The sequence below is a fragment of the Thermosynechococcus sp. M98_K2018_005 genome (assembly GCF_015295825.1).
In the GTDB taxonomy this organism is placed as follows: domain Bacteria; phylum Cyanobacteriota; class Cyanobacteriia; order Thermosynechococcales; family Thermosynechococcaceae; genus Thermosynechococcus.
The window spans coordinates 28,732-45,243 of the sequence record NZ_DVEH01000020.1 but is presented as its reverse complement, the minus strand read 5'-3'; the positions used below and the strand labels follow the sequence as shown (position 1 = coordinate 45,243).

12 protein-coding genes are annotated in these 16,512 nt (G+C 54.4%); 3 read left to right on the top strand and 9 right to left on the bottom strand.

The features are described 5' to 3' along the window. Positions 1–145: 145 nt before the first annotated feature. The 6 genes from gshB to IGQ15_RS02520 form a co-directional block, all read right to left on the bottom strand. Positions 146–1,102: a glutathione synthase gene (gshB, locus tag IGQ15_RS02545; protein WP_297048364.1), complete on the bottom strand. Its 957-nt coding sequence runs from the start codon at positions 1,100–1,102 to the stop codon at positions 146–148. A gap of 10 nt (positions 1,103–1,112) precedes the next feature. Then, on the bottom strand, positions 1,113–1,376 hold the full coding sequence (gene grxC / locus IGQ15_RS02540) for a glutaredoxin 3 (protein WP_206201279.1): 264 nt from the start codon (positions 1,374–1,376) through the stop codon (positions 1,113–1,115). Positions 1,377–1,843: 467 nt separating this feature from the next. Continuing rightward, positions 1,844–3,157, bottom strand: a complete 1,314-nt coding sequence (locus IGQ15_RS02535; protein ID WP_297048353.1) for a CO2 hydration protein — start codon at positions 3,155–3,157, stop codon at positions 1,844–1,846. Positions 3,158–3,173: 16 nt separating this feature from the next. Next, positions 3,174–4,649, bottom strand: coding sequence for an NADH-quinone oxidoreductase subunit M (locus tag IGQ15_RS02530; protein WP_297048351.1), 1,476 nt, complete (start codon positions 4,647–4,649; stop codon positions 3,174–3,176). 27 nt (positions 4,650–4,676) lie between these two features. Then, a complete protein-coding gene (locus IGQ15_RS02525; protein ID WP_297048349.1) occupies positions 4,677–6,512 on the bottom strand; it encodes an NAD(P)H-quinone oxidoreductase subunit F in 1,836 nt (611 codons plus the stop codon). 163 nt (positions 6,513–6,675) lie between these two features. Then, positions 6,676–8,007, bottom strand: coding sequence for an HlyD family efflux transporter periplasmic adaptor subunit (locus IGQ15_RS02520; protein WP_297048347.1), 1,332 nt, complete (start codon positions 8,005–8,007; stop codon positions 6,676–6,678). 310 nt (positions 8,008–8,317) lie between these two features. Between IGQ15_RS02520 and IGQ15_RS02515 the strand changes: the two genes are divergently transcribed. Together IGQ15_RS02515 and IGQ15_RS02510 are read left to right on the top strand one after the other, a co-directional pair. Beyond that, positions 8,318–8,692: an FHA domain-containing protein gene (locus IGQ15_RS02515; RefSeq protein ID WP_297048345.1), complete on the top strand. Its 375-nt coding sequence runs from the start codon at positions 8,318–8,320 to the stop codon at positions 8,690–8,692. A gap of 74 nt (positions 8,693–8,766) precedes the next feature. After that, positions 8,767–9,309: a biotin transporter BioY gene (locus IGQ15_RS02510; protein ID WP_297048361.1), complete on the top strand. Its 543-nt coding sequence runs from the start codon at positions 8,767–8,769 to the stop codon at positions 9,307–9,309. On the opposite strand, the gene cobN is transcribed toward IGQ15_RS02510, so the two are convergent. Next, entirely contained in the window at positions 9,306–12,989 is a 3,684-nt protein-coding gene (gene cobN, locus IGQ15_RS02505) for a cobaltochelatase subunit CobN (RefSeq protein WP_297048343.1), read from the bottom strand. The two genes, IGQ15_RS02510 and cobN, sit on opposite strands and share 4 nt — an antisense overlap. Positions 12,990–13,147: 158 nt before the next feature. On the opposite strand from cobN, the gene IGQ15_RS02500 reads away from it, so the two are divergent. Further along, positions 13,148–15,340, top strand: a complete 2,193-nt coding sequence (locus IGQ15_RS02500) for an ATP-binding protein (protein ID WP_297048341.1) — start codon at positions 13,148–13,150, stop codon at positions 15,338–15,340. Here IGQ15_RS02500 and coaE read toward each other — a convergent pair. Then, positions 15,311–15,922: a dephospho-CoA kinase gene (gene coaE / locus IGQ15_RS02495; RefSeq protein ID WP_297048339.1), complete on the bottom strand. Its 612-nt coding sequence runs from the start codon at positions 15,920–15,922 to the stop codon at positions 15,311–15,313. The two genes, IGQ15_RS02500 and coaE, sit on opposite strands and share 30 nt — an antisense overlap. Further along, positions 15,915–16,478, bottom strand: coding sequence for an FxLYD domain-containing protein (locus tag IGQ15_RS02490; protein WP_297048337.1), 564 nt, complete (start codon positions 16,476–16,478; stop codon positions 15,915–15,917). Before IGQ15_RS02490 ends, coaE begins: the two co-directional genes overlap by 8 nt. Positions 16,479–16,512: the final 34 nt, after the last annotated feature.

Genomic DNA, 16,512 nt, shown 5'->3' with positions numbered 1-16,512 from the left:
GATTCAACTTGAATTGGTATGAGTCGGCGGTGTTCGATAGTGCACTGGAGCTTTGATTGGCAGCCAGAGCTACGTGTGGCTTAGAATGTTAAGGTTTTTGCAGGATTCAACACTTCTGGCTTTTGAGTAGTTAAGTATTACTGTACTAGCCCAATAGCCAAGCCATCACCTGTTGACTGAGGCGAGCACCATTGAGGCGATCAATCTCACGAACACCGGTGGGGCTAGTCACATTCACTTCTGTTAAATAGCCACCAATGACATCAATCCCCACAAAGTAGAGACCATCGCGCCGTAGGGCAGGGGCTAAGGTTTGACAAATTTGGCGATCGCGCTCGGTAATTTCGGCAGCGGCTACCCGTCCCCCCGTGGCCATATTGCCCCGAAACTCATCCCCTGTGGGAATCCGGTTGACGGCACCAATGGGTTCACCATTGAGGAGAATGATTCGTTTATCGCCTTCCTTGGCCGCCGGTAGATACTCTTGCACCATCACGGGCAGTTGTCCGCGTTGGGTACTGATTTCAATCATTGAATTGAGGTTGCGATCGCCCGCCTGTAAAAAGAGAATGCCTTCCCCCGCTTTGCCCCCTAGGGGTTTGAGCACCGCCATGCCCTGCTGCTGCACAAATTCACGAATGCGCTGCTTGTCTCCAGTCACAATTGTCTTGGGAATCACACGGGTAAATTGCAGGGCATACATCTTTTCATTGGCATGGCGTAACCCTGCTGGCGAGTTGAGGACAAGGGTGGTTTGCGGATCGATTAAATCAAGACAGTATGTGGCATAGAGGTAAGCGGTATTCACAGGGGGATCTTTGCGCATCCACACCGCTCGAAAGGTATGGAGGGGTCGCCATTCCACTGCGCCCGCCTGAAACCAAGGTTGGGGAATCTGCCACTGGCCGGCCACTAGTTGCACAGGCGATAACTGGATCGGGGTAACCGCCGCCCATACCTGACCTTCTCGGATCAGCAGTTGGGAAATTTCTGTTACCCACACCTGTGCCCCTGCTGCTTGTGCTGCTTCCATCAAGGCCACACTGGTATCGTGGCCGGGGTCAAGGCTAGCGATCGGGTCAATGATAAAGGCGATATCCACAGCCATTGAGCTAAGCTGCCGCTTGCAGGAGCGTATCCAAGATGCCTTGCGCCTCTAGGGCATAGAGATCATCACAGCCGCCAATGTGCTCGTTGTTAATGAAAATTTGTGGGAGCGATCGCCGGCCATGGGCACGTTGCGCCATTGCAGCACGAGCCGCTTCATCGCCATCAATGACGTACTCGGTAAATTTCACCCCTTTGCGCGTCAGCAATTGCTTTGCCCGAATACAAAAAGGACAACGAGACCACGTATAGATTTCGACGTTGGCCACAGCTTTACCTCGTTACCAAAAAATTGGGTCTAAAGCCCCGCCCTGCTACGCGCGACCTAACGGTCTATAGGGCGGCTTTTTCGTCCATTCTATGATAAAAAATAAGCCCATGCTAATCAGAGAGCCTAAGTGCATCTGAAAGTCCAACGCCAACGTATAGACCGAGCAAAACTTGGTGCGGGGCGGCATCTGGCGATCTCATGGCGTGGGCAAAAGAAGATCAAACAGAGTCAAAAACAGTACCCAAGGGCATTGGGGAACTGCCTCGAAAGAGGGAGCGACTGGGAAGACAGTCGCCGCGGCGGCGGAGGGGAAACCTGAAATTGTAAGTCATGTCGCTGCATCAGGAACAAGAATTCTTTGCCGTTAGGCGGAGGAATATGTCACAAAAATTTACTTTGATTCCAGCCTAGCAAAAAGGGAGAAGAGACACACCCCCTCTCCCTGATGTCCTGTCCTACGACTCCCTACAAGTAATTGGGATCTTGGACATTGCGGATTTTGCAGGCCTCAGCGATCCCGTACTGGGGTCGAATAAAGCGATTCATCTGCGCCACAAAGAAGCGGCGGTTCGCCATTAAGTGCTCAGGATTCGGGTCATCCAAAGGATAGTAGAAGGCGGCACGGGTTGCTTGCAAAACGGCAGAGGTCACTGTGTACATAGAGTGCTGAAAGGCAATCCCCAACTGCACCAAAATATCATCCTCGCCGCGACAGTGCTGGTGGAAGTAATCCTTCAGGTATTGGGGGAGGAAGTGATACATATCTTGGTGGAGCAACGTGGGTGGAATCCCCGCCGTCCCGACAGGGAATTTATCGGCAAAGAGAATGCCGTAGTGGAAGTCCACCTGATCAGTGGGCACCTGATTGGCTTGGGCATTGTAGGACTTGGTTCCCCGGAAGGGGGCTGTGCGGTAAAAGACCGCTTCCACATAGGGGAAGGCCGCTTCATAAAGCCACATAAAGCCCTTTTCCTTGGGGACAAGGACATGCACCTCGTCATCAATATAGACATGGTGGTAAATCGGGCGACCGGCAACGGCAAAAATTCCATTGACCAAGAAGTTCATGGCATCCTTAACGCTGGTAATGCTGCCCTCGTCATAGCGATCGCTAATCTCGAAGAAGACGGGTGCCATCACTTCCCAAAATAGCCCCAGCACGTTCATGTACGTGGCTTGGCGAGCCTGCTCCAAGAAGAGGTCGGGAAAGAGCTTGTACAGCCCGAGCATCAGCGGGTTGCGTTTGAAGTAGGCGCGAATTGCCTTATCGGCGGCGGCTTTGTACTCCTCAGAGTCGAGGTAAATGTCTAGCTCACCCCCCATGCGGTGCCACATCATGGCTCGCGCCAAGTCTTCGGAAAACTCCATGTTGATGCGATCGTGCCAAAGGTGGTGCAGCAGGCGAGGCATCTTCCCAGTTTCCCCTTTCTCAATGAACGCCATCAGTTCAGGGTGGGCATGGGCGGGGCCGCGCCAAATCCGCAGATCCGCTGTATCGCCAGCGTAGTGGTTAGGCAGATCAAAGTATTCCTTAGTCGGGAAATACTTGAAAAAGGGGAAGGGATTAATAAAGACCCGCTCACCGAGGTAGAGCAAATCCCGCCAGTAAAAGTCCATCGGAATTGAATAGGCCTTGTACATACCGATGATCTTCATCAGGTTCACTGGCGTGTCGGGAATGAGGGCACCCCCCGCCTCGAGGCGGTAAATAATATCGGCTAAGGGGTGATCCAGCGGGGGCAGTTTTGCCGAACTGGGGCGCTCGATTGCTTGAACCATTGGGATACTCTCCTAACTATTGGGGTAAACTGGCCACAATTTCGGTTGCACTCGGTACCGCCGCAACAATCTGGGCACTGGTGGTTTCACTCCAGCGCACAAGCCACGTCGGCTGGACGCCCAAGAATAGGATCAACAGGGTCAGGACAATGGCGGGCATTTTTTCTGACCAAACCACCCGGGGGTAGTAGGCCGTCGCATTGTCAAGGCGACCAAAACAGGTGCGGTTAATCAAAATCACAAAGTAAACGGCTGTCAAACCAGTCCCGATGACCGCAATCAGGGTGGGAATTGGGAATGTGCCGTAGCTGCCTTGGAAGATGAGAAATTCAGCCACAAACCCCACCAGTCCAGGGATACCAGCACTGGCCATGCCGCCCAAGATCAAGAGGGCACTGGTCGTGGGTAGGCCGCGCAGGGGGTTGAGCAACCCATTGAGCACGTTCAGTTCACGGGTGCCCACTTTGGTTTCAATCACACCCACGAGATAGAACAGCAGCGCCAGAATCAAGCCGTGGCTGATCATTTGGGCGATCGCCCCCACCATGCTGAGGTGTGTATGGGCTGCCGCCGCTAGGAGGACATAGCTCATGTGGCCAATCGAACTGTAGGCCACCATCCGTTTAATATCCTTTTGGGCAATGGCTGCAAGGGCACCATAGGTAATCCCCACCGCCGCCACGATCGCCAAGAGACTAGAAAACTGTCCCCAAGCTTCTGGAAAATAGCCTAGGGCAAAACGCACCAAGCCATAGGTTCCCAGCTTCGCCAGTACCCCCCCAAGGAGAATTGCTGTCGGGGTTGAGGCTTCCACATAGGCATCGGGCAACCAACTGTGGAGGGGCACCAAGGGCATTTTGATCCCAAAGCCCAAGATCAACAGCAACAGCAGAATGCCTTGGGTCGTGGGTGCCAAGCCAGCCATTTGAATATCGGCATAGTCAAAGCTAGGAGCGTGGATCAGCCAACCCATGGCTAAAAAGGCAGCGAGGACAAGAATGCCAGAGACTGCAGTATAGATGAGGAACTTGATGGCGGCCTGTTCGCGGCGTTCCCCACCCCAGATCAAAATCAACAGGTAAAAGGGAACCAATTCAAGTTCGTAGAAAAGAACGAACAGGAGCAGGTTTTGGGCAGCCAGAGCACCGGTAACCCCTGCATTGGCAAGGAGAACAAGGGCATAAAAGAGGCGATGGGCACTTTTTTCACCCGTGAACACGACCACAAGGGTCAAGAACGTCCCCAAGACGATCAGCGGTAGGGACAACCCATCCACGCCAAGGGAATAGTTCAATCCCAAGGGCGACAGCCACGGCACGAACTCCGTAAATTGCAGTGCGGTCTGCTGCGTATCAAACTGCATCAGCATCGCGAGGGAGAGGGCAAAGGTGACACCGGCGCTAACCAAAGCAACCGAACGGAGCAATCGCTCCGCCAGCAGCGGCATCAGCAGCGCACCGATGACGGGCAAAACAATTAACAGCGTCAGCATAGGGCAAGAACCTCAAGGAATGGAGCACTAAGCCAGCAGTGGCCAACAAATGGCAATCACCAGAATGGCGACCCCCATCAAGATGGTGAGGAGATAGGCTTGGGATTGACCGGTTGTACTGTACTTCAGGCGATCGCCCCCTAGGAGCGTCACCACGCCAAAGGCATTACCAGTGCCATCCACAAACGTGCGATCAAACCAAGCGGTAATGCGGGAAATCATATCCACGGCTCCCACCACGGTGGCCCTGTAGAGCTTCGGCGTATAGAAATCGTAGGCCAGCAGATCCTGTACCGACGGTAGGGGAAACTGCACAGGTTTGGGAATTGCTTTGCCGAGATAAACCCATGTGGCTGCGCCCCAGCCCAAAAGCGCAGTAACTGTCAGTGCAACTGCGGTAGTCAAGGAAGGATGGGTCCAAATCACCCAATCAAAGCGCCACATGAGAATGGGTAAGTGCAGCACCAGGCCCAGATCAACGGTCATCGGCAAAATCATCGGCCAAAAGACCTCGGGCGATCGCGCCGTCATCGGTTTGACTTCACCGCCCCAAATCAGACAGAACGTGCGACCTAGGCTAAAGGCAGCAAATGTATTCACCAGCAGCAGCACAACCCCAACCCAAGGCAGTTGGGCAAAGGCCGTATCCAGTAATTCCGCCTGCGGCAAAAAGCCCGCCAAGGGAGGCAGTGCCAGTAGTCCTGCTGAACCAACCAAGAACGAAATACCAGAAATGGGGCGCCGTGACCACAGCCCACCCAGCAGGCGCAGATCTTGAGTAATGCTATTCCAGATGATGGCCCCAATACTCATCATCAACAGTGCCATTGCCACCCCATAGGCGAGGATAAAGACAAAAGCTAAGCCGGGCTCCTTGAGACCCACAGCAATAAACACCCAGCCCATATAGGCACTGACCAAATAGGACAGAGCACGCTTAATATCCACCTGGGCAATGGCAACCAGGGTTCCCCCCAAGGCAGTGACACTGCCAATCACCAGCAGAGCCGTCAGGGCCACAGGCGAAAGACTCAGGACGGGCGTTAACTTCACCAGTACCCATGCCCCCGTAGCCACAACAATGGCATTTCGGAGAATCGAAGCGGGAATTGGGCCTTCCATCGCTTCATCCAACCACAGGTGCAGCGGAAACTGGGCACATTTCCCCATTGGTCCTGCAATCAACGCCAGACAAATCAGCGTAATCAGCGTGGGGTTCACCTGAGCTGTGGCTGCCCAAGCCGCCAAATCATCGTAGTTCCAAGAGCCAGCGAGGGGATAAATCGCCAACACCCCCATCAGGAGCACCAAGTCTCCCACCCGCTTGGTGAGGAAGGCATCGCGGGCACCGGTCACCACTAAAGGCTGGTTAAACCAAAAACCAATGAGCAAATAGGTGGCAAGGGTAAGAATTTCCAGGACAACGTAGTTGAAGAAGAGGGAGTCAAGGAGCACAAGCGCCGCCATCCCGCCTTCAAAGAGGGCCAACAGGGCATAAAACCGTGCCCAGCCCCAATCCATCTCCATGTAGCCGATCGCAAAGACCTGAGCCATGAGGTTCAAGCCTGTGATCAGCATCAGGGCAGTGGTCGTCAAAATCGAAATTTCAACAGGAATGTCAAAGTGCAGACCCGCCACATCCAGCCACGTCCAGTGCAAATACTGGGGCGGCTGGTTGGCGATCGCCACCGTGGCCAACAGTGCATGAACAAAGGAGAAAAACGTGAGCAAGATATTCAAATAGCCCGCTGGACGAGGTCCCGTTTTCCGAGTAATCCCTGGTGACCAAATCAAGGACAGCACCATTCCCGCCAGCGAGTAGAAGGGAACGAGCCATACTGTGTCCGCAAATAATCGCAACATAAACCCCGCTTATGCCTATGGACAAGACTAATTAGATTTAATCTTATCTATGAACGGTACTGCCCTTCACAGGGTCAAGAATCAAGTTGCATCAATATCCCTTATTGCCTAGATAAAAGGCAACTATGAAGGATTGAGCATCCTTTAGGATGGGTATAAAAACTTAGGGGCTAATCTGAAAGGTCACCCGTGCGGTGTAGCCCACATAGCAAAAGTTACCCTCGCCCCAATCTTGTTCAGAATTTAGCTCGACACGCACCTGACTTTGGCGCGGATAGTTTTCGGGAATGGGAATGACCTGATCGTCGCCAGGGTTGAGGCGACCTAAACCAGAGCGAATATTGGTGACTGTGCCCCAGAGCGCCTTGCCATTGCCACCATAGAGTTCAATTTTTGCCCGAGTGCCCGGATGAATCAGCCGCAGCGATTGTTCATCCACAAAAACATCAATCCAACGGCGCTGACAGTCCAACAACTGTAAAATTTGATCCCCTTTACCGAGAAACATCCCCGGCCGCGCATCCACCCGCCAGACATAACCGGCAATGGGAGCAGCCACCTTCACCACCCTGCGCTGCGCCACCTCCCGCTGGGCTTGGGCAACTTGTCGTTGTTGAGCAGCGATTTCCCGTTGAATGCCTTTGACGATCGCCTGCTGTTCACCAATCTGAATTTGTAACTCTTGTAGCCGTAGGCGGGGGTCATAGTTACTGCGAGTATTGCGCAGTGTCAGCCCCAATTCAGCAGCACGAGCGTCGGCCTTCAGCGCCTCAACGGTGCGAGCCACAGAGTCCATTTCCCGTTGGCGAGCAGCCACTTGAGCTTGGCTTTGCTGCAATTCCGTTAGAGCCGCATCTGCTTGGGCTTGGGGCACCGCTCCCTGCTGCGCCAACTGACTAAAGCGCTGGTAGTTAATTTTTGCGAGTTGATAGCGTGCCTTGGCATCCGCAAGACTGGCCTGAGCCGCCGCGAGTTCTGCTTGGGCAGCAGCCACTTGGCGCTGGGTTTGTTCAACTTCCAGCACCTGTTGATTGCGTTGATCCCGTTGGGCAGAGGCGAGGAGTCCCTGCAACTGAGCTAGCTTTGCCTGAGCAGCTTCTAATTCTCCCCGCCGCCGTTCTAACCATTTTTCAACTTCTCGGGCGTTGCCTTGACTGACATAGTCATTTTCTATGAGGGCCAAGGGCGCATCCGTGGGTTCGATAAACTCCCCGACCCGTGCTTTGAGTTCCTCCAGCGTTCCTTCCTCTGGAGCACGCACATTCACAATCACGCCATTAATGACCGCATCACGACTGCGCACCGTTGTTAAATGGCGGTAGAGAAACAAGCCTGCAAAGGCAAGAATGCCACACCCGGCTGCGAACACGAACAAATTGGCAAGGAGCGATCGCCGTAGCTTCAGTTGCTGAGTCGGTGCAACCTGATTTTTAATCTCCGTCAAAGGGGAAACTTCGCTGAAATTGGACACAGAACCTGAAGCTGGCTTGTTCATAGAAAACTCACAACAAGTCAATTGAAGTAATAAAATCACCCAGCTATTTTGTATAATTGACGGGTGAAAGCTTTGTGCTAAAGACGCCTGATGTGTGCCTCACGATGGAACCTTAAAAAGTCTTGAATATCTTTTTACTAGTTTCATCTCAACACACTCAATAACCTTTTGGTATCCGTAAAACTACTGAAGCTAACATTTGCAAATTAAAAACATCCAATCTCGAATTGCTACAGGTTTTCAGACCCTCAGCCTGCCCCAAAAGTACGGATGAAATACGTATGATATAAAGTATCCGTGGCAGACCCCTATGACCCGCCTTCCAGACGTTGATAAACAAGCATGGCTGATTGTGCGCTCCCAAGGGACGGTGATTGGCAAGTATCACCTCGCAGGAAAAGCGTTCTGGAAAATTGGCCGAGCCAGGGACTGTGACATTATTATTCATGACCCCTACATTTCCCGACATCAAGCAACTATTGAACTACGGCCGCGCGGCAATGCGCTACTGTACCTCATCCGTGACAACAATAGTCGCAATGGCACATTGATTAACGGTACCCCCCTATTGGATGAGCGGGTATTACACCATGGGGACATTATCATGATGGGGGATACGGATCTCACGTTTCGCTATACGAGTCCGATGCCGTCAGTTACGCTAAATGTCTTGCAGCGCTCTTGAGAAACGATTTGTCACCCCTCGATGAATTTTTGTGGGCGATTTTAGGCCTCCTCCTCACCGTGGCCGGCACGTTCATGGAAGCCGCGATCGCCATCCCCAACCTCCTCAATGAGGAAGGGCAATTCGTTTTGCCCAGTTCATGGGCCGCCGTTCCCGTGTATGCGTTACCTGTGTCCTATCAGGTAGCGGCGGTTCTCTTGGTCGGGTGTATGGGGGGACGGCAAGCCGCAGCCCTCTCACAGGTGGCCTATTTGATTCTGGGGCTGAGTGGCTTTCAGGTTTTTTCCCAAGGGGGCGGTCTGGACTATTGGCGTGAACCGACATTCGGTTACCTCTTGGGTTTTGTGCCGGGGTCTTGGGTCTGTGGTTGGCTCGCCTTTCGCCCCCAAAAGCGGGTAACTTTAGAATGGCTTGCCTTGAGTGGCTTAGCGGGACTGGTGCTCATTCATGTCTGCGGTGCTCTCTACCTCAGTGGTATGGCTCTTGCAGGGCAGTTGAGTCAACCCTTGGTGGCGCTACTAGAGCAGTACTCGCTTTTTGCCTTGCCGGGGCAGTTGGTGATTCTCTGCTTGGTGGCAGCGATCGCGCGGGTGTTGCGCTTGATTTTGCTGTACTAAGGAACAAATTTGCCCTCAATTAAACCTTCGGCCTCTAGGGCGATCGCTCGCAGGCAGTCTAAAATCTGCGGATCAGGTGCTTGCCACAGTTGACGTTGAGCTGCTTCTAAGAGTCGCTCGGCCATATCCCGCAGTGCCCAAGGATTGTGCTGCGCCACAAAGGCTTGCATTTCCCCATTAAGTAAGTAGGTCTGAGCAACACCAGCAAAGACATAGTCGGGTACACAGCGAGCCGTAGCGGCATAGCCAAAGAGATAATCCACCGTGGCCGCCATTTCAAAAGCGCCCTTGTAGCCATGACGTTTGACGCCTGCGAGCCATTTGGGATTGACCACGCGGGAGCGATAGACCCGCAACAGTTCTTCTTGGAGGGTGCGAATTTTAGGTTGTTCTGGCCGCGAGTGATCGCCAAAGTAAACCGTGGGCTGCCGCCCCGATCGCGATCGCGCAGCAACGGTCAAGCCCCCCTGAAATTGGTAGTAATCATCGGAGTCCAGCAGATCATGCTCGCGGTTGTCTTGGTTTTGCAGCACCACTTGCAATTGACTGAGTCGCTGCTCTAGGGCTTCCGCTGCATTGTAGCTGTGGGATTCCCCCGTATAGGCATAGCTACTCCAGTGAATATAGGCGCGGGCAAGATCGTCATCCCCCTGCCAGTTTTGGGCTTCGATCAGTCCTTGGAGTCCCGCCCCATAGGCACCGGGTTTGGAACCAAAGATGCGAAAGCGCGATCGTTGTTGGGCTTGCTCTGGAGCAAGACCCTGCTGTTGCCAATAGGCCGTTTCTTTGGCCACTTGAGCCGCTAAGGGATTTTGATCGGGGGGTTCAGCCAACTGGCTTACCCGCTGCACAGCCTCATCAAACAGAGCAATTAAATTGGGAAAGGCATCGCGGAAAAAGCCAGAAATTCGCAGCATCACATCTACCCGCGGTCGTCCCAACAGCGACAGGGGAATCACCTCCAAATCCACCACCCGTCGTGAGGCGCCCTCCCACACAGGACGAACACCCAAAAGGGCAAGGGCTTGGGCAATATCGTCGCCTCCCGTGCGCATTGTGGCTGTGCCCCATACCGACAGGCCAAGGGTCCGCGGAAATTCTCCGTGCTCTTGACAGTAGCGTTCAATGAGTGCCGCCGCCGATCGCTCCGCCAACGCCCAAGCAGCCTCTGTGGGTAGCGCCCGCAGATCCACCGCATAGAAATTCCGTCCGGTGGGTAGGACATCGGGACGCCCCCGACTCGGGGCACCGGCAGGGCCACTGGGAACATAACCGCCATTGAGGCCATGGAGAAAGTGGTCAATTTCTTGGCGGGTCTGTTGCAGGGCAGGGTAGAGCACCGTACGAATCCAATCTAGTACCTGCTGAGTTGCCCTACCACAGGAGAGATCAGGGGTGCCCCGCAGCAAACTCTCCACCTGTTTTGTTGCCTCTTCCTCCAAAGCATTTTGCCACTCGCCCACGGAGCGATAGCCGGGGACAGGACTGGGAGCTGTTGGATCAGCCGTGAGGGGGTCTAAATCCACTCCTTGATCCATCGCCAGAGCGCGTGTGAGACCCCGATGCTGGGTACTGGGACTGCGGGCAATGGCAATGATTAGATCCCGCAACTGCTGGCCTTGCGGACATTGGCCAAGGATATGCAGGCCATCGCGGATTTGGGCATCCCGCAGATCACAGAGGTAGCCATCGGTGCGCGCTAGCCATGCGGTCCAGGTTTCCTCTGGATTGGGGGCGGCAACTTCTTGGTCGAGATCGAGTTCCTTGACGAGGGCTTCAATCTGCTGCTGCAGCACCCTCAAACGGGGGCGATCGAACTGCTCAGCGGCGTAGTATTCCTCAATGTAGTGGCTGAGGGTTTCTAGACCACCATACAGCTCAGCACGGGTGAGGGGGGGGGTCAGATGATCCAAAATCACCGCTTGGGCACGGCGTTTCGCTTGGGCGCCTTCACCGGGATCGTTGACAATAAAAGGGTAAAAGTGGGGAACAGGTCCGAGGGCAACTTCGGGAAAACAGGTGTCACTGAGGGCAATGCTTTTGCCGGGGAGCCATTCCAGATTGCCGTGCTTGCCGACATGGACAATGGCATCTGCTCCAAACACATAGCGCAGCCAAAAGTAAAAGGCTAGATATTCTGGGGTGGGTTCTAAATCGGGGGCATGGTAATTCAAACTGGGGTCACGATCGTAGCCCCGACTGGGCTGAACGCCAACAAAGATGTTGCCCCAACAGTTGCCAGCAATGGGTAAATCGGCGGTGGGAGAGGGCCAGCGTTGGTTAATGGCCGCCTGTACCGCCCTTGGCAGATTCTGAAAATAGTGCTGGTAGGTGTCAATGGAGAGGGTATAGCGGGGCAGCCGCCAGTGATTGCCTTCGGGGTCGTTGGTGCGGTAGCGGCTGAGGTGTTGGATCAGGGCATCGCCATCCTTGGGTAGGGGGTCAGTACCCAAATCATAGCCAGCCGTCTGAAGTGCCTTGAGGAGTTCCACTGTACTGTTGGGGGTGTCGAGACCCACGCCATTGGCAAGGCGACCATCACGGCAGGGATAGTTGGCCAAAATCAGGGCAATACGGCGTTCAGCAGGGGCTTTGCGGCGCAGTTTCAGCCAGTTGGCTGCCAGATCACTGACCCAGTCTAGGCGATCGCCCGCCGGGGCATAGGTGGTCACGGCTGTCTCCACCTCTGGTTGAATTTGCGAGACAGCCTTAAAAGACACAGCACGGCTAATGATGCGGCCATCCACCTCCGGCAAGACCACGTGCATCGCAAGGTCGCGGGGCGTCAGTCCTTGGGGATGGTGTTGCCAAGTTTCGTAGGTGCTGCTGCTGAGAATGACCTGTAGTACTGGGACATCCAACCGCTGCCAAAGATGAACCTCGTTGGGCTTGGCGACCGCAAACCCCGTTGTATTGAGAATCAGTTCCACCTTGCCCTGCCATGCCGCCAGCAGTTCCTGTTGAATGTCTGCATCTTGGAGCGAAGAGACAAACATGGGGACAGGCGCCAATTGCCGCTGCATCAAGGCCTGAGCAAGGGCATCAATTACAGCGGTGTTGCCCGCCAAGTAATGGGCACGGTAAAAGAGAATCCCCACCTGCGGCCAGTCGCTGGCTATCTGGGCCGAAATGGGATAGGTGCCCCAGCGGGGAATCCTTTGGGGGGGTGGGGGGGGCTGCCCCCAACGGCAACCGTAGTGGCCAATGAACTCTAGGGCACGCCGAATATTTTCCTGTCCTCCCTCGCGGAAGTATTGCCAGAGACGATCAACTTGTGCCAGCGGCCAACTGGAGAGGCTCATCAGTTCTAGATCGGGGCGATCATCCCCCGGTAGCAAGATCAACTGCCCACCGCGATCGCTCACCATTTGCTGCGCCACCTCTAGGCCATAGCTCCAATAGCCCCGTCCCCCCAAAAGGCGAATCACGACAACGTCGGCCTCGGCCAAGACGCGATCGCCATAGTCATCAATGGCTGCTGCTGCTTGTAAATGAAGTAAGTTTGCGAGGCGCAAAGGGGGAAATTCCTTGGGCAGTTGGCGGTAGGCGTGCGCCAGCAGGGCAATATCCGTATCCGCTGCCGCTAATATAACAATGGGAGCACTGCTTTGCTGTAGAAATGCAACATCGCTGTTGTCGGTGGCCACAGTCAAATTATTCAATGTAAGAATTCGATGCATACCTTGACAAGAATCATTAAAGAAACTGGTGGGTTTTCCCCCTTATCTCCCTTGAGCCGCTACAACGGAAATTAATGGGAAAAGCTTCTCGCGATCGCGATCCGCATGGCGATGCCACGTTCTGCGATGACCCGATCAAGGATTGAACTTAAAAAACTATGCGCCAGCCCGTCTTTGATCGAATTTTACCAGCATTTTTCTACGAGCGAATCGCCACAGTCCTGCTCGCAGAAGCTAGTCATCGTGGGGCAACTGTCCTCACCCGTGAAGATGTTATCGCGTCTGCCGACGCCCCTTTTCTTGTCGTCGTGGCAGAGACCTTTGCACTGCTGTTGCAGGCAGAACCTGTACCGCAGATGAGTGCCTACCGAGTAGAAATTCTTACTGAGCCTGTGGCGATCGCCCGCTTCTTGCGCAAAATCCGTAGCCAAGTTCCTGTGAGCCGCCGCCCCCTGATTCGCGCTGTCTTGCAGCAACTGACCCCCCTAAGTGCCAAGGAACAGATGTTGCCCGCTGATCTGGCGATCGCCCTCATGGCTACTCTCAGTGAAGAAACCACTGCCCAGTGCCAAAGTTGCCAACCCCTAGTGACGGCTGCCCTCAACGAACGCCAAGCCCAAGAACGGCTGCTGCATCAGGTGACAACCCAAATTCGCCAGAGCCTTGAGCTGCCTGAACTCTTGAAAACAGCCGTGGATCGGATTCGCGAGTTTCTGGATGTGGATCGGTTGCTGGTGGGGCAATTCGGTGAGACCCAAGGGAAACTGCACGGGCAAATTACCTATGAATCCTGCCGCGATGGGGGCATTCCATCTGTCCTAGGGCTATGGGATGAATGTTGGCAGTGGTCAGCCCTACCCAGCAGTAGCTATCAGCGCCTGAGCCATGGTGAGGCCATTGTGGTCAATGACATACAGCAGTTCTATGCTGAGGTGCCCTGTCTTCAGTCCTTTGCTGCCCGCTGGCAGATCAAGGCATGGTTGATTGTGCCCATTCTTGTGCAAGAAAAACTTTGGGGAGTCCTCATTGCCCACCAGTGCGATCGCCCCCGCCAGTGGCACCCCCAAGAAATTGAGTTTCTCACCCACCTCAGTCAACACCTGAGCATTGCCATTTACCAAGCGCAGCTCTACAGCGAACTGCAACAGCAAAAGGTCACCCTTGAACAGCGGGTTAATGAACGCACCCAAGCGCTGCGGGAAGCTTTAAGTGCCATGGAAGCCGCCCACCGCATTAAAAATGACTTTTTGGCGACCATGAGTCATGAACTGCGCACGCCTCTGACTTGTGTGATTGGGGTTTCTGCCACCCTATTGCGCTGGCCTCTAGGTCCTCTGACGGCAAAACAGCGGGAGTACCTGGAAATTATCCATGAGAGTGGCACCCACCTGCTGGAGTTGATCAACAACATTCTTGATCTTTCGCAGGCGGAATTGGGGCGATCGCACCTGCATCCTAGCGCCTTTTCGATTCGGCAACTGTGTACGGATTGCATTGAAGTCGTCAAACCCCAAGCCCATCGCCATCAAGTGAACCTGCACCACCAACTGATGATTCCCCCTAGTCGCGATCGCTTTTGGGGAGACTATCGCCGCATCCAGCAAATTCTCATTAACCTGCTCAGCAATGCCATTAAGTTCACCCCTGCCATGGGGGAAGTGATTCTGCGGGCATGGTGGAAAGAGGATGAACTGATTTTCCAAGTGCAGGACAATGGCATTGGTATCCCTGCGCACCTGCAACCCTTGCTTTTTCAAAAGTTTCAGCAGTTGGATAGCTCCTTTGGCCGTGCCTATACCGGGGCAGGTTTGGGGTTAGCCCTCACCAAGCAGTGGGTGGATCTGCACCATGGCTGGATTGAGGTGGACTCCACCGAAGGCAAAGGCAGTACGTTTACGGTGGGGCTGCCGGCAATCCCTTCAGACCCTCTGCCAGAACCCCCGAAACTCAAGCTAGATGTCCCGCCTCTGTCAACAACGGATGTACTGGTCGAACCTGAGGGGCGAATTGTGCTTGTGAGTGAGGATGAGGCCACTGCCACACTGATCTGTTCTATTTTGACCACCGCAGGCTATCAAGTGATTTGGCTCGTTGATGGTGAAGTGGAACGGTTGCTGGCACTGACTCCCATTGCCGTTCTTTTGGCGGAACCCTTTAGCTATGGGGATGTGCAGGAGCTAGTGAATCAGTTGCGACAACGCTGCACCCCTGAGCAACTCAAGATTTTCATTTTGGGGTCAAAGGGCAATGACCCACGGGTCGATCGCTACATTCCCTTGCCGATTAATCCAGAAAGTTTTCTGCAACAGGTGACAATGGGGCTAACCTCCCTTGCCATTTCTGCCCAGTAGGGAAAAGGCCTGATCCACCTGACGGTAAAGTTCCTCAAGAGAACCAGTATTCCAGAGCACCATGTCTGCCCGCCGAATTTTTTCCTCTAGGGGCAGTTGACTAGCTAGGCGTTGGGCGGCTGCATGTCCAGAGAGGCGATCGCGCTGCTCAAGGCGGGCTAATTGTTGCTCAGGTGTCGTGGCCACCACCCAAATGTGATCCACAAGGCCTTCAAGATGCGCTTCAAACAGCAGGGGAATGACCAAGGCCATTAGAGCCTGATCGCAGGCGCGAATCGCTCGTTCCATCGCGGCAATCACCCAAGGGTGAATTTGCGCCTCTAGCCATTGGCGCTCCTGCGGCTGAGCAAAGACAATTTCCCCTAAACGGGGGCGATTGAGGGTACCATCACTACGGCGAATCTTATCCCCATAGCGATCGACAATGGCTTGATAAATGGGTGTCCCGACGGCAACCGCCTGCCGCGCTAATACATCGGCATCGACAATGGGCACACCATAGCGCTGCTGCAAATAGGCAGCCACCACAGATTTACCGCAGGCAATCCCCCCGGTGATCCCGAGGCGAAGGGGTCTAGACACCCCCTTGGAGCTGCACCGCTGGCTGACTCAGCCGCACCCGTGCCCCAATATCCGCTGGCACAGTAGGGAGCATTTGCTGATAGGTCACTGTCTGGCCGGGACCTACCGTTGCCGGTTCTGGCGTCGCCGCACCCGTTTGCAGAATTTGGCCATTAGGTCCCACAACTTCATAGTTAATGGACTGGATGGTTACCGGTTGGCGGTTATTGTTCGTCACGGTGCCTGTCACCACTGAAGACCCCGGTAACTTCAGGACAGGCTGAAGCTGCGGCTGCCCCACGCGGATATTGCGTAGGAGCTGTTGTTCCAGCACTTTGGGATCGACTTCTTGGGGCGTCTCTGACGTTGTCGGCGTAGAAGCGGCTGCCGTTGCTCCAGAAAGGTTGAGCAAATGATTCCAGTAGCGTTGATTACGGCCCCAGTCATTGGGAGAGTTGCCAATAATCACAATGTCACCCGCCGCCCGTTGTGCCAAGGCAGGCAGGGGGGCGATCGCTCCAAGGAGCACAATACTGGTTAGCCAAAGGGGGAATGGCGATCGAGTTATCTTTAGCATGACGCACGCTCCTGTGAATGCGGCCTATTTTCTA

What these genes read in the sequence shown, in the direction of transcription:
- IGQ15_RS02535 (WP_297048353.1), bottom strand. Translation starts at nt 3,157, where the DNA reads ATGGTTCAAGCAATCGAGCGCCCCAGTTCGGCAAAACTGCCCCCGCTG.
- IGQ15_RS02530 (WP_297048351.1), bottom strand. Translation starts at nt 4,649, where the DNA reads ATGCTGACGCTGTTAATTGTTTTGCCCGTCATCGGTGCGCTGCTGATG.
- IGQ15_RS02525 (WP_297048349.1), bottom strand. Translation starts at nt 6,512, where the DNA reads ATGTTGCGATTATTTGCGGACACAGTATGGCTCGTTCCCTTCTACTCG.
- IGQ15_RS02520 (WP_297048347.1), bottom strand. Translation starts at nt 8,007, where the DNA reads ATGAACAAGCCAGCTTCAGGTTCTGTGTCCAATTTCAGCGAAGTTTCC.
- IGQ15_RS02515 (WP_297048345.1), top strand. Translation starts at nt 8,318, where the DNA reads ATGACCCGCCTTCCAGACGTTGATAAACAAGCATGGCTGATTGTGCGC.
- IGQ15_RS02510 (WP_297048361.1), top strand. Translation starts at nt 8,767, where the DNA reads ATGGAAGCCGCGATCGCCATCCCCAACCTCCTCAATGAGGAAGGGCAA.
- cobN (WP_297048343.1), bottom strand. Translation starts at nt 12,989, where the DNA reads ATGCATCGAATTCTTACATTGAATAATTTGACTGTGGCCACCGACAAC.
- IGQ15_RS02500 (WP_297048341.1), top strand. Translation starts at nt 13,148, where the DNA reads ATGCGCCAGCCCGTCTTTGATCGAATTTTACCAGCATTTTTCTACGAG.
- IGQ15_RS02490 (WP_297048337.1), bottom strand. Translation starts at nt 16,478, where the DNA reads ATGCTAAAGATAACTCGATCGCCATTCCCCCTTTGGCTAACCAGTATT.